The sequence below is a fragment of the Rhodococcus zopfii NBRC 100606 = JCM 9919 genome (assembly GCF_001895025.1).
Taxonomy (GTDB): domain Bacteria; phylum Actinomycetota; class Actinomycetes; order Mycobacteriales; family Mycobacteriaceae; genus Rhodococcus; species Rhodococcus zopfii.
In genome coordinates this window covers 69,431-83,388 of the sequence record NZ_BCXI01000027.1, presented here as the reverse complement: position 1 = coordinate 83,388, position 13,958 = coordinate 69,431, and the positions used below count along the sequence as shown (strand labels likewise).

Sequence of the window (13,958 nt, the reverse complement as noted above, 5' to 3'; positions counted from 1 at the left end):
CGACGTGCGGTGACGTCAGCGTGCGATCGCCGGTTCGGCCGTGCGAGGCCGGCCGATGTGCGTCGTCTCGGCGGCGATCGTCACCAGCGTCAACGCGAGGCGCCGCGATCCGGCGGTGAGAACCACCCGGTTGCCCGTGGCCCCCGGCTGCACGAGCGTCAGGTCGGGTCGTTCGCGGGGCCACTGCTCCGGATGGGTGTGGATGTGCAGTGCGGTGACGTGCGGCGGCACGGTCGCCGGTCGCACGCCGTCGTAGACGACTGTGTCGAATTCGACGTCGCTGGGGTAGCGGCCCGCGAGGCGCAACCGATCCGGTCCGGCCGCGCCGTCGAGCAGCGGCTGCCACGCCTGCGGACGGTCGGTGTGGACGACGACGCGGGTGCCCACCGCGACCGCCCGGAACACGATCTGCAGCGCAAGATGCAGTTCCCCGGCCACGTACACCGAGCGCACGCCCGAGCCGGTCAGCCGCGCGGCGACGGCCCTACCCGACTCGTCGGATCCGATGAGCTGACCGCACCCGGCCACCGGCAGCGCCAGCGCGTCGAGGTCGGCGGGCGTCAGGGAACGCAGCGTCGTCAGATCCTCGAGGCCGGGCACCGCGAGCGGCAACGCGGCCACGAGCGCGTCACGGTCGCGACCCCGCACCGGGCGCACTCCCGTAACGGCCGGTGGCTCGGCGGAGCGGGTCGTGGTCCGCACGAGCGCACCGGCCCGGACACGCTCGGGTGTCGATCCCGTCCGCAGTCGCAGCGTGATCGTCGATGCGAGTGACGGGTGGGACCAGATCCCGTTGAGCGTCGCGCGATCGAGCCGGCGTGGTTCGACGACGCCGCCGCTGTTGAATCCGCCGGGCACCGGGACGTTCCGCCATTGCCGTTCGAACTCGGCGGGGTCGGCGCCCCGGGTGATGCGTGCGATGGCGGTCTCGACCTCGGCGGCGGTGAGAATCCTTGCGCGGAGACGATATTCACCGAGAATGCGCTCGACTCGTTGTGCGGCGACCGTCATGGTCCGTGCCGCGCCCTCGGCGCCGCCGCCGCGGCTCGTCACGGCCTCCGGGCATCGGGACGCGTCGAGCCGCAACGCGAGTCGTACCGTGCGCACCGAGGCGGCCGGAAGCGGTCCGACGAGTTGTGCGTAGACCTGACCGGCCCGCGTCGTATCGAGAATGCGCCGACCGTGCGCGATCACATCGATCGCGTCGAGGGTGACGTCGTGGTGCGACAGGCACCGTGCGATCGCCGCGAGCGGCAGGACCCGGTCGGGGTCGGCGCGGTCGCGGTCGAGCCGGGTGAGGTCCGCGGGCGGCGGCAGGATCTCGATGACCGCGCTCAGGCACGTTCCGTCCCGGATCAATCCGATGGAGCCGGATCCGTGCGAATGGTCGACCGGCCGGCCCGGTCGCCGGTATCTCCCGGTGACGTACCGCCACAGCACCACGGCGAGGTCGGGAACACCGCGACCGCGGATACGGACCACCATCACCGCGGCCGGGCACATCGCGCCGGCGGTGGCGACCGCGCCGGGTGCACCGCACGCCATCGCGACCACCCAAGTCGCCACGGCCACGCACTGGGCGGCGACGAACCGCACGAGGCCCGTCCGTTGTGCCCGTGCGGATTCCACTCGATCCATCGCTCTTCCCCCGAATCCGGTCGAGGCGGGCCGCAGGGCCCACCCGACATTCCCCGAGCGAACTGTACTGTGTTGCGGCAGGGGGCGTGCGGTACGGGGGAGGAAGCATGGCAGCACAACCCACCACGCGGTGGCAGGTCAGCGGATACCGATTCCTGGTGCGGCGCATGGAACATGCGCTGGTCCGCCGGGATGTGCGGATGATCGGGGACCCGATGCGCTCGCAGACGCGGGCGCTCGCGGTCGGTGCCGTCGTTGCGTGTCTCGGCCTCGCCGGGTGCGCGGCGCTGGCACTGTTCCGGCCGCAGGACAAGATCGGCGACGCCGCGATCGTGCTGGGCCGGGACTCCGGGGCGATGTTCGTCGCCGTCGACGGAGCGTTTCATCCGGCGCTCAACCTCGCGTCGGCGCGCCTCGTGCTGGGAAGCGCGGCCGAACCCGTGGTGGTCGCGGACGAGGAGTTCGCGACGCGCCCGCGCGGCCCGCTCGTCGGGATCCCCGGCGCCCCGTCCGCGCTGGCGTACGGACCGGACGAGGAACCATGGACCGTCTGCGACACCGTCGGCAACGGAACACAGTCAGTGACAACGACTCTCGTGGTCGGTGCGCCCGAGAACGACGAGCGGATCGACGTCCTCGACGGCGAGGCGCTGCTCGTCGCCGCAGGGGGAACGCATTATCTGATCTACGACGGGACACGCGCGGAGATCGACCTGAACGACCGCGCATTGACCCGCGTGCTCGGCATCGACGGGACCCTGGTCCGTCCGATCGGGGCCGGGTTGATCGAGGCGATCCCGGAGGTGCCGCGACTGTCCGCACCCGTCATCGCCGGTGCCGGCACCGAACCGGGTTTCCCCATCGGCGGATTGACGGTGGGCTCGGTGGTCGCGATGGCCGAACCGGACGGCCAGCGGTTCTACGTCGTGCTGCGCGACGGCGTGCAGGAGGTGTCCAAGGCCACCGCACAGATCATCCACTACTCGGATTCGCAAGGCGCCGCAGAGATCCCGATCGTCCCCCCGGATGCGACGAACCAGGCGCCGACGGTGCACGAGCTGGCGGTCGACACGTTCCCGCAGACCGTCCCGACTGTCGTCGCTGCGGCCGATCGGCCCGTCGGCTGCCTGACGTGGTCCCCGACCGACGGTGCCGGTGAACAGCGACGCTCGGTGCTCACGCTCTCCGCGGGCCGCGCGCTGCCGATCCCCGAGGGCGCTGCCCCGGTGGGGCTGGCCCAGGCCGACGGCGCAGGCCCGAACGCGGACGCCGCGTATGTTCCGCCCGGACGGGGAGCCTACGTGCAGAGCACGTCCATCGTTCCGGACGGCGAGCGGCGCGGCGCGGTGTTCTACGTCGCGGACACCGGGGTGCGGTACGGCATCGTCGACACCGAGTCCGCTGCCGCCCTCGGCTTCCCGGAGAATCCCGCCCGCGCACCGTGGCAGATCGTGTCGCTGTTCGCCCCGGGGCCGGCCTTGGGGCGCGCCGAGGCGCTCGTCGCCCACGACGGTGTCGCACCCGATGCCCGGCCCGCTGAGGTCCGTTTCGGAGGCTGACTTCCGTTGATCGGACGCACTGTTCGGTCAGGCCGGGTGACGGTTTCCCTCACCCGGACAGGGCGAGCGGTGGGCGCGGCGTCGGAGCGGAATGGACGCGACCACCGCGACCGCGAGTACCCCGCACACGCCGCCGCCGGCTGCCAGCGCGACCGTGCGCGGCCGGTGGTCCGGGGACGGCGCCGGACGTGGCGGCTCGATCGGCACGGATGCCGCGACCTGGGACCGGACGACGGGATCGGGACCGGCGACCGCGGCGAGCGGGTCGACCACCCCGTGCCCGACCCGGGGATTCCAGCCCTCGGCCGGGGCGTGCGCGGTCGCCTCGATGCGTGCCATCACGGCGCGCGCGTCGAGTTCGGGATGCCGGGCACGGACCAGGGCGACGGTCGCCGCGACCAGCGGCGCCGCGAAACTGGTTCCCGCGATCGGCTGCGGTCCGTCCTGTCCCCGGTACGCGTCGGCGAGCCCGCCGGAGGTGGGATGCAACGAGACGATGCCGCTGCCGGGTGCAGCCACGTCCACCCACGGTCCGGGCAGGCTGTACGACGACGGGGAGCCGTCCTCCTCGACCGATCCGACGGTGAGCACGTACTCGTCGTACCAGGCCGGTGACGCGATCGTGGTGACCGCGGACCAAGGATCACCGCCCGGTGTCAGCGGATCGACACCACCGGGATTCGGCGATCGGCACAGGTCTCCGGTGTTGCCTGCCGCCACGACCACCACCGCGTTGCGGACGTCGGTCGCGTACTGGACGGCGGCGCCGAGCGTGCGATCGTCGAGGCCGTCCGCCGCCGCCACGCACGCGACCTCCGAGATGTTGATGACGGTCGCACCCAGGTCCGCGGCGGTCCGGACCGCCGCCCCCAGGGTGCGGACGTCTCCGTACCCGGGGGAGTTGCGCGCGGTCGCGTCGTCGGGGCGGTGGTTGCGGTCGGAGAAATTGCGGCTGGATTGCCGGATCGCGATCACCTCGACATCGGGTGCGCCCCCGGCGAATCCCGCTCCCGCCATCGGGCTTGCCGCGATGAGCCCCGCGACGAGGGTGCCGTGCGCATCGCAGTCGTCGGTGCCGTCGCCGGTAGCGACATAATCTCCGCCCGGGATCAGGTTCGGCAGCCGGGGATGCCGCGCCACACCGGTGTCGATCACCGCGACCTTCTGTCCGGCGCCGCGGGTCAGCGGCCACACGGCCTCGAAGTCCAGAATGCGCTGGGCCGCAGGTGGTTGCGGACCGTCCACGGCGTCCCGTGCCTGCGTGCACAGGTTGCGCTGCTCGGTCTCGTCCGGCGGCGCGGGCGCACCCGCCGGGGGCAGCGCGCCCGGGTCGACCGTCGGAGGGGACGCGCTCGCGGGTGCGGCGGTGGCGAGCAATCCGGCGACGAACGCGGCGGCCACGGCCCGGGGGTAGCCCGGCACGTCAGATTCCGCGCACGGCGGAGTAGAGCCCGAGAACCCAGCAGGCCAGCGGAACGATCGTCGCGACCACCGCGTACTCGGTGATTTCGGCGATACGGCGCTGAACGGGAGTGAACGTGCGCCGCGGTGCGACCACCCCGAAGACCAGGGCGCCGACCAGCAGCACGGTCGCCGCCGAGAACAGCGCGACGGGCGGCGCGGCGCCGCCGACCGCGGCACCGGCGAGCACACCGAGCAGGATGAGACCGCCGCCGAGAACGAGCGGCGCGGCCTGGTCCGCGCCGGCGTAGGTGCGGCCGCGGAACATCAAGGCGACCGCCGCGGCGATCGCGAGCGCGACACCGGGCCACGGAATTCCGTCGCCGGCCCGGGAAATCGTCGCGCACCAGGCACCCGCGGTGGTCAGGACGACGACGGCATACAGGAGGCCGGTGAGGTAGCGCCTGGCCAGGGCTGCGCCCGCTTCGAGTTCCTCGAACGTAGGTGCCGGATTCGCGTCGTCGGGGTCCGCGACCACCGGATCGAGGGACGTTCCGGGCGCCGGCACCGGTGGCAGCGGCAGCCGCGCCAGCATCATCGCGACCCGGGGGGCGAGCGTCGCAGTGAGCAACCCGACCAGGACGAGACCGGCACCGACCGCGGTCACCGGAACGGCGATGCCCACCGCCACCGTGGACGCGACCGCCGCCACCGTCGCGACCGTCGCGACAGCGGTGAACGTGGCGGTCCCGACGACGGCGACGCGCAGGACCACGACCGCGACCGCCGCGGTGAGGATCGAACCGAGCAGCAGATGCGGCAGGTCGTATCCCCCCGGGACGACGAGCAGTCCGGTCGCGAACGCGGCCGGTGTCGCGCACACCGACAGGAGCCAGGCCGTGGCGCGGTCCTGGTAGACGCGGTGCAGGACGGCGGCCGCGACGACGAGCAGTATCGTCAGGGTTGCTGTCGCGGCGCCGGCGATCGCGCGGCCGTTCCCTGCCGGGATCTGCAGCAGCGCAGCCGAACCCACCACCACGGCGAGGACCGCGACGATCGTGGCTACCGACTGCGCGGCCGACGACGACCAGCGGCGCAGGCGATCGCGGTCGGCGACCGCGACGTGATACATGACGTCGTCGAACAGCGGTGGCGGCGCGGGCGCGGCAGCGTTCTCGAGGACGAGCAGTTCACCGTCCCGGACACCGTGTTCCTCGAGTGCGAGCGCACCGGACAGCGGTGCCCGGCCGAGCCGAGCGAGGGTCCACCGGTCGGGCTCCACCTGATCGGGGGTGGAATCGAAGGCGTTGTCGGTGCGGTGTGCCGCAACGAGATCGACGATCCCGGGAACGAGCAGCGCCACCGGCACCCCCAGTGGCAGGGCCAGATCGACCTGGCTGTGCCGGGTCAGCACGGTGATCCGGCACAGGTCCGGAGCGCCGACGCCCCGGCTCGGTTCGGCGCCCGTGCGCGTCGTGTCGCTGTGTGTAGCCGTCAACGATGTGTCCCCCAGTCGCATCGAGTGTGTCCCGGTCCGGTCCGTCGAAATTCCCCTCCGGACGGACCGAACCCGCCGCAGACGATACGACATCCGTGCGGCGGGCGCCGGGGCGCAGGGCGGGCACGCGGCGGTGCGATGCGTTACCCTTCGTCGACCGTGGGGACGGCCGGCGCGGGGGCGGCCGAGGTGACGAGAGCGGTCGGGGGGAGTTTGCCGTGAGTACGGTGCGGTTCGTGCGCAGAGCCCGTCGGGAGGCTCCGCGCATACCGGGTGGTGAGGTGAGTCTGCAAGCGCCCCCGGAGATTCCGCGTTCCACCCCGGGGAACCTGTTGATGAAACTGCTGCCGCTGGTGATGGTGGCCGCGATGATCGGCATGGTCGCGTTGATGTTCACCTCCGGGATGGCGCGCAACCCGATGTCGCTGATCTTCCCCGTCATGATGATGGTGTCGGTGATCGGGATGCTCGCCGGCAGCGGCCGTGGGGGCGGTGCGCGCACCGCCGAGGCGAACGAGGACCGCAAGGACTACCTGCGATACCTCGACCAGCTGCGCCGCGACGTGACCGAAACGGGTGACCAGCAGCGCCATGCACTCGAGTGGGTGCACCCCGACCCGGCGCTGGCGTGGACGCTCGCCGGATCGGTGCGCATGTGGGAGCGCCGGGTGACGGATGCGGACTACTGTCACGTGCGGGTCGGTCTCGGCGGTCAGCGACTCGCGACGCGCCTGATCCCGCCCGAGACCGGGCCGGTCGAGGACCTGGAACCGGTTGCGGCGGTCTCCTTGCGCAGGTTCGTCCGCACGCACTCGGTGGTGGCCGCGTTGCCCACCGCGGTGTCCTTGCGCGGATTCCCGGCGGTCGCGATCGACGGTGACCGCGACGCCGCGCGCCGGCTCACCCGGGCGATGCTGGTGCAACTGTGCACCTTCCACGGGCCGGACGTGCTGCAGATCGCCGTGGTGTGCGGACCCGACACGGCCCCGGAGTGGGAATGGGTGAAATGGCTTCCCCATGCCCAGCATCCGGAGGCGCGGGACGGTGCGGGAAGCGCCCGCACCGTGTTCGGTTCGATGCTCGAACTCGAGACGGTCCTCGGGCCGCAGCTGGCGATGCGCGGACGTTTCGCGCGCAACGCCCCGGCGGTCGAGGGCGTGCCGCAGATCGTCGTCGTCGTCGACGGCGGCGTCCACGGTTCCGGTTCCGGTGTCCTCGACGACGGCGGAGTCGATTCGGTGGTGGTGCTCGATCTGTGCCGGTTCGTGCCGCGGCTCGCCGCGACCCGGGGATTGCAGTTGATCGCCGACGGTGGAGAACTCGGCGCCCGTGCGGGCAACACCGTCGAGACCTTCGCGCGGGTCGACGGCATCAGCGTCGCGCAGGCGCAGACCGTGGCGCGGCGTCTGGCACCGTATCGGACCACCGGGACGGCGGCCGGGGACACCGGTGGCGAGGCACGGCCGTCGACGTGGCCGGATCTGCTGGGCCTCGGCGACCTCGCGCGATTCGACCCCGGGCGGGCCTGGGCGCCGCGGCGGGGCCGGGACCGGCTGAGGGTGCCCATCGGTGTCGGGGTCGACGGTGCCCCCGTCGAACTGGATCTGAAGGAAGCCGCGGAGAACGGCATGGGGCCGCACGGCCTGTGCATCGGCGCCACCGGTTCCGGAAAATCGGAGTTCTTGCGCACCTTGGTCCTCGGCCTGATCGCGACGCATGCACCGGATGCGCTGAACCTCGTGCTCGTCGACTTCAAAGGCGGAGCCACGTTCCTCGGTCTGGACCGGGCGCCGCACGTCGCCGCCGTCATCACCAACCTCGCCGACGAACTGGCGATGGTGGACCGGATGAAGGACGCCCTCGCGGGCGAGATGAACCGCAGGCAGGAGTTGCTGCGCGCGGCAGGAAATTTCGCGAATGTGGGTGACTACGAGCGGGCGCGGGTGGCGGGCGCGCCGTTGGCGCCGCTTCCCGCACTGTTCATCGTCGTCGACGAGTTCTCCGAATTGCTCACCCAGCAACCGGAATTCGCCGATCTGTTCGCGGCCATCGGCCGGCTCGGCCGCTCACTGCACATGCACCTGCTGCTCGCCAGCCAGCGCCTCGACGAGGGGCGGCTGCGTGGGCTCGACAGTCACCTGTCCTATCGAATAGGCCTGAAAACGTTCTCGGCGAACGAATCCCGCAGTGTGCTCGGTGTCCCCGACGCCTACCATCTGCCGTCGTCGCCGGGTGCCGGCTACCTCAAGTGCGATTCGGCGGAGATCGTGCGGTTCGCCGCTGCCTACGTGTCCGGACCCTACGAGCCGGGCCGCACCACCCGCCTGGCCCCGCACAACCACGGGCCGGGTGCGACCCGGTCCCGGCCGTTCACGGCGCGGGAGGTGCCCGCCGAAGTGCCGGCGCCGATGCCGGTCCCCGCGACGACCGCCCCCGAACCGGAGCCGGACGGCCGGACCGTCCTCGACGTTCTCGTCGACCGGATCCACGGCCACGGCCCGCCCGCGCACGAGGTGTGGCTGCCGCCGCTCGACGAGTCGCCGAGTCTCGACCGGATCGTGCCGCGGTCGCTGCTCACGGGCGACGTGCTGCGCCAGGCCACCTTGCGCACCCCGATCGGCATCGTGGACCGGCCCTTCGATCAGCGCCGGGATCCGCTCATCGTCGATCTGGCGGGCGCGGCGGGCAATGTCGTGGTCGTCGGCGGCCCCCGATCCGGCAAGTCGACGCTGCTGCGCAGCCTGATGATGTCGATGGCGTTGAGCCACACCGCCGAACAGGTCCAGTTCTATTGCCTGGATTTCGGTGGGGGCACACTCGCCGGACTGTCGGGCCTGCCCCACGTCGGTTCGGTGGCCAGTCGGCTCGACGCCGACCGGGTGCGCCGGACCGTCGCGGAGATGACCGGATTACTGCGGCGGCGCGAACGGATCTTCGCCGAATGGGGGATCGAGTCGATGGCGCAGCTGCGCCGGCTCCGCGGCGACCGGCTCGTCGACACGTCCACCGACCCGTTCGGTGACGTTTTCCTCGTCATCGACGGCTGGCCCAGCATCCGGAACGACTTCGAAGCTCTCGAGCAGGCGATCGGCATTCTCGCGGCGCAGGGCCTGTCCTACGGGATCCACGTCGTGATCTCCGCGCCGCGCTGGGGTGATGTGCGGCCCGCGATGCGCGACCACCTCGGCACCCGGCTCGAGCTGCGCCTCGGCGACCCGTCGGATTCGGAGTTCGGCCGGAAGAAGGCCGAGACCGTCCCCGCGAACCGGCCCGGTCGCGGCATCGACCGCGACGGGCTGCACGTTCTCTCGGCGCTGCCCCGAGTCGACGGCAGTTCCGAGGCGGACGACCTCGGGGCCGGGATCGCCGCGGCAGTGGAGGCGCTCACCGCTGCCACGCCGGGCCGGCCGGCCCCGCCGGTGCGGATGCTGCCGGAACTCGTCGAGCACCGGGAGCTGCCCACAGCGCTGCCGCCGGGCACGCCCGTGCCGGCACACGCGCCGGCGGCACAGCGGCTGCGGGTCCCGATCGGCATCGACGAAGCGGAGCTGGCGCCGGTATGGCTCGACTTCGCGGAGAACCCGCACCTCCTGGTGTTCGGGGATTCCGGCTGCGGCAAGACCGCGCTGCTGCGCGGGATCTGCCGGAGCCTGATGAAGTCGAACACCGGTGCGCAGGCCCGCATCGTCGTCGGCGACTACCGGCGCACCCTCCTCGGTATCGTCGAAGGCGACCATCTCGGGGGATATGCGCCGTCCGCGGCGGTCCTCTCCGCGATGGCCCGCGACCTCGCCACGGTGTTCGAGAAGCGGCTGCCCGGACCGGACACCACCCAGCAGCAGCTACGGGACCGGTCCTGGTGGACGGGACCGGAGGTCTTCGTCGTCGTCGACGACTACGACATGGTGTCCACCTCGGGACAGAATCCGCTGGCGCCGCTGGTCGAGTACCTGCCGCAGGGAAAGGACATCGGCCTGCACCTGGTGGTGGCCCGACGCTCCGGTGGTGCGGGACGCGCATTGTTCGAACCGGTGATCGGGCGGTTGCGAGAGTTGTCGTCGGCGGGTCTGGTCATGAGTGGAAACCGCGACGAAGGAGCACTGGTCGGCGCGATCCGGCCGAGCCGGATGCCTCCGGGGCGGGGCATCATGGTGCAGCGCAACGGGGAATCGCTCGTGCAGGTCGCGTGGGTCCCGGAACAGTGAGCACGTCCGACACGCTCGGCCTGCTCCTGGCCCCCGACCGGGTCTTCGCGCGTTGGGGGGAGATCACCCTCGACTGTCCCGCGGTCGCCGCCGACATCGGAGACGGATTCGTGTTCGCGGAAGCGGCCGCCCGCCGCCCCGCCGAAACCCGGATCGACGTCGTCGCTCGGATCGGGGACCGATCCCGGGCCGGTACCGGCGGCCCCGAGCTGTCCGCCGCTCTGACCGGACTGGTGCAGTACGCGGCGGCGGCGGTCTCCGCTCCCCCGGACGCGGGTACGGCCACGATGGTGTATCCGACGCGGTGGAGCGAGCGGCGCCGCGAGATCGCCCACACCGCAGCGCGGAACGTCGCGCGCAACGCGACGCTGGTCGCGGCGGCGGTCGCGGCGCGGCAGGTGGTGACCGCGTCGGCGGTGGAACGCTGCGTGGCCGTGGAGGTGGCGGACGACGGGATCACCGCGTCGCTGCTCGGACCGGCCCCGGCCTCGGGCACAGCACCGGTTGTCACCCGCACGGCGGTGGACGGCGAACTCGGCGCGGCGGACCTGGAATCGACGGACGGATTCGCGCGTTTCGAGGATCTCATCGGCTCCGTCGCCGGTCCGGTCGATCCGGATGTTCTCGCGGTGACGGGTGCGCCGGGCGAGCCGTCCGGTGGCGCACTCTGCGAGCTGATCGGGGAGCGGCTCGGCCGCGGCATCCGGGTGGTGCCCGTCGCCGCGTCGGAAATGCTCACCGCGGTCACGGCTCCGCCCGCCGCTGCGGTGTCGGTATCCACCGTTCCGGCGACCGCTCAGTGGCTCTCGGACATGCGCACGGCAGCGCCGCCGCCTCCGGCCACGCGGCGCTGGTGGGTTCTCGCCGCCGTCGCAGTGGCGGTCGCGGTGGCCGCTGGGGTACTTCTCGGTCGCGGCGCGGGAACAGTCGCTCCGCCGGGCGCCGATCCGGTCGCGGAGGGAGCCGACGGTCCGGTTCCCGCGGCGGCGTCGACGTCGCCGCGGTCACCGTCGACTCGATTCGCACTGGGACCGGTGCACATCGAGCTGCCCGAGCAATGGCGGCTCCGGGGCACGGTCGGGCAACGCAGCGAGCTCGTTCCGGTCGGGGGCGCGGACCGGCGGATCGTGGTGGTGCACAGCAGACTCGGCGACGGCGTGGACGAGGCGGGGGTCGCTGCCGTGCTCGAACGCCGGGCCGCCGAGCGCGGCGGAGTCGTCCGCGACGTCGACGCCGACACCACATTCGGGGACCGCTCGGTGATCGCCTACACCGAAGTGCCCGAAGAGTTCTCGACGGTGCGCTGGTTCGTCGTCGTGGACCGCGGATGGCAGGTTGCGGTGGGCTGCCAGTTCCTGGTGGGGGAGTGGTCCGGCATCGGGAAGGAATGCGAACAGGCGGTCCACACCCTGGTTGTCCGGTAACGCCGCCGGGCCCGGTCGAAACCCGCCCCGAACGAGTTTCGGTCCGAAGGGATCCGAAGGGAACCGATCGGCGACGGGTGGCGTCCAACCAGATGTAGGGCGCAATCCGGCCAGGGATGCAGGGGCCCGGCCGGGCGCGAAGAACGACGAGGGGAAGACGAAATGTCCGAAGTGCAGGGCGGCGGGGCGGGCGGCCAGAGGGTCGTCGCCGACGTCGGGGAGATGCTGGTCGCGGCGCAACAGATCGACAATTCACGTGAAGTGCTCGGCGACATTCTCGGTCAGCTCAGGACGATCGTCGGGCGATCGAGCGACGTGTGGAGCAGCGATTCCAACGACATGTTCGGGATCGTGATGGCGGACTGGGACAAGGCCTCCCGGAACATGAACGACGCGCTGGAGGAGATTGCCGCCGGCATCCGGACCAGCGGGAACTCGTACGACCAGGCGGTCGAGGACCAGGCGCGCGCGATCGCCGATGTGGGCAGCACCCTCAAGGGCAGCTACACCTGATCGTCCCGGCGCGCGGCGCCTGAATGTCACGGCGTGCGGCGCCTGAATGTCACGGCGTGGCGCCTGGATGCCACCGCGCGCACAACATCATCCTTCGGGGACAACGAGGCAAGGAGAACAGGACCGTGAGTCGACCGATGAGGCAGGACTTCGAGGGTGTCCATCAGGTATTCAAGGACCTCACCGCGTTGCAGGGTGCGATGAACGACGAACTCGACTCCGTCGGGACGACGGCCGAGCGATTCGTGCAGACGTGGGACGGCACCGCGCAGGACGAGTACTACAAGTCGCAGACCAAGTGGAACACCGCTGCGTCCGAGTTGAACTTCATTCTCGGGCGGATCGGTGCATCGGTCGCGTCGGGCAACCGGAACATGATCGATCTCGAAGACGGGCTCACCCGCCAGTGGATTCCGAGGTGACGCGCACGGCGGTGTAGCCCGTTCCGAACAGGTCGGATACCGCGACGTCCCGGTGGTGGAGAGGCCGCCGGGACGTCGCGGTCTCCGGTCCCGGTGAGCCGGCCTTTTGACCGCTGCGTGACAGGACCGGTATCGTGTCCGCTTGGCGTGTCGTACGCTGCCGTGGTTTCCTGCCCGGCGGACGTCGCTTCTCGGGTCTCAACTGGCCGCCGAGGGTGATCATCGGCGGCGCGCGGGCCAGCAGCGAAACGATAGACGAGGAAGATCTGTGTCTACGTACACACCGAAGGCCGGCGACGTGACCCACCAGTGGCACGTCATCGACGCCACTGATGTGGTGCTCGGCCGCCTCGCGGTGCAGGCGGCGAACCTGCTCCGCGGCAAGCACAAGCCCACTTTTGCTCCGCATGTCGACGGCGGTGACTTCGTCGTCATCATCAACGCCGACAAGGTTGCCATCTCCGGCAACAAGCGGACCGACAAGTTCCTCTACCACCACTCGGGCCACCCGGGTGGTCTCCGCGCGCGTTCGGTGGGCGAGGTTCTCGAGAAGAACCCCGACCGCCTCGTGGAGAAGGCCGTCACCGGCATGCTCCCCAAGAACAAGCTCGGTCGCGCCATCGCGAAGAAGCTGAAGGTCTACGCGGGCCCGAACCACCCGCACGCCGCGCAGCAGCCGGTTCCGTTCGAGATCAAGCAGGTGGCCCAGTGACTGAGCAGAACGTGAACGACGAGTACAACGACGATTCGGCCGAGACCGTGGTCGAGACCGTGGTCGAGGAGTACGCGGTCGACGAGGTCGCCGCGGCACCCGCACCGATCGTGCTCGACCGCCCGGTCCAGACCGTCGGCCGCCGCAAGGAGGCCGTCGTCCGCGTCCGCCTCGTTCCCGGCTCCGGCAACTTCGTGCTCAACGGCCGCACCATCGAGGACTACTTCCCGAACAAGGTGCACCAGCAGCTCGTGAAGTCCCCGCTGGTGACCGTCGAGCGTGTCGAGTCGTTCGACATCCATGCGCGCCTGCACGGCGGCGGCCCGTCCGGCCAGGCCGGCGCGCTGCGTCTCGCCATCGCGCGTGCGCTGATCGAGGTCTCGCCCGAGGATCGTCCGGCTCTCAAGCGCGCCGGCTTCCTCACGCGTGACGCCCGCGCCACCGAGCGCAAGAAGTACGGCCTGAAGAAGGCCCGCAAGGCACCTCAGTACTCCAAGCGCTGATGTGTTGCCGACGCTGACCTCGTGGTCGGCCTCGGCACCTGTTCGACCACGAGGGCAGGCGCCGGTAGAAATCTCCTACCGGA

The 13,958-nt window shown here is 71.3% G+C and carries 10 protein-coding genes; 7 read left to right on the top strand and 3 right to left on the bottom strand.

From position 1 onward, the window contains the following. Window positions 1–15: 15 nt before the first annotated feature. Complete coding sequence (gene eccE, locus RZ1_RS17210; RefSeq protein WP_072813716.1) at window positions 16–1,638, bottom strand: type VII secretion protein EccE; 1,623 nt, start codon at window positions 1,636–1,638, stop codon at window positions 16–18. Between the two features lie 107 nt (window positions 1,639–1,745). Between eccE and eccB the strand changes: the two genes are divergently transcribed. Further along, window positions 1,746–3,197, top strand: coding sequence for a type VII secretion protein EccB (eccB, locus tag RZ1_RS17205; protein ID WP_072813715.1), 1,452 nt, complete (start codon window positions 1,746–1,748; stop codon window positions 3,195–3,197). Between the two features lie 27 nt (window positions 3,198–3,224). Here the strand turns inward: eccB and mycP are convergent, their stop codons facing one another. Together mycP and eccD are read right to left on the bottom strand one after the other, a co-directional pair. Beyond that, window positions 3,225–4,619: a type VII secretion-associated serine protease mycosin gene (gene mycP, locus RZ1_RS17200; RefSeq protein ID WP_139281879.1), complete on the bottom strand. Its 1,395-nt coding sequence runs from the start codon at window positions 4,617–4,619 to the stop codon at window positions 3,225–3,227. Between the two features lies 1 nt (window position 4,620). After that, window positions 4,621–6,096, bottom strand: coding sequence for a type VII secretion integral membrane protein EccD (gene eccD, locus RZ1_RS17195; RefSeq protein ID WP_072813765.1), 1,476 nt, complete (start codon window positions 6,094–6,096; stop codon window positions 4,621–4,623). A 218-nt stretch (window positions 6,097–6,314) separates the two neighbouring features. Between eccD and eccCa the strand changes: the two genes are divergently transcribed. The 6 genes from eccCa (at window position 6,315) to rpsI (ending at window position 13,875) form a co-directional block, all read left to right on the top strand. Further along, window positions 6,315–10,301, top strand: coding sequence for a type VII secretion protein EccCa (eccCa, locus tag RZ1_RS17190; RefSeq protein ID WP_072813714.1), 3,987 nt, complete (start codon window positions 6,315–6,317; stop codon window positions 10,299–10,301). Beyond that, window positions 10,298–11,725, top strand: coding sequence for a type VII secretion-associated protein (locus RZ1_RS17185; protein ID WP_072813713.1), 1,428 nt, complete (start codon window positions 10,298–10,300; stop codon window positions 11,723–11,725). Before eccCa ends, RZ1_RS17185 begins: the two co-directional genes overlap by 4 nt. Before the next feature lie 162 nt (window positions 11,726–11,887). Beyond that, the gene (locus RZ1_RS17180; RefSeq protein WP_072813712.1) at window positions 11,888–12,238 is read left to right on the top strand and encodes a WXG100 family type VII secretion target; all 351 of its coding nucleotides are present in this window, start codon (window positions 11,888–11,890) and stop codon (window positions 12,236–12,238) included. Between the two features lie 125 nt (window positions 12,239–12,363). After that, complete coding sequence (locus RZ1_RS17175; protein ID WP_169917989.1) at window positions 12,364–12,660, top strand: WXG100 family type VII secretion target; 297 nt, start codon at window positions 12,364–12,366, stop codon at window positions 12,658–12,660. A gap of 268 nt (window positions 12,661–12,928) precedes the next feature. Beyond that, entirely contained in the window at window positions 12,929–13,372 is a 444-nt protein-coding gene (gene rplM, locus RZ1_RS17170) for a 50S ribosomal protein L13 (protein WP_068154396.1), read from the top strand. After that, window positions 13,369–13,875 (top strand): 30S ribosomal protein S9, encoded by a 507-nt coding sequence (gene rpsI / locus RZ1_RS17165; RefSeq protein ID WP_072813710.1) that lies wholly within the window; start codon window positions 13,369–13,371, stop codon window positions 13,873–13,875. The genes rplM and rpsI overlap by 4 nt, the downstream gene beginning before the upstream one ends. Window positions 13,876–13,958 lie beyond the last annotated feature (83 nt).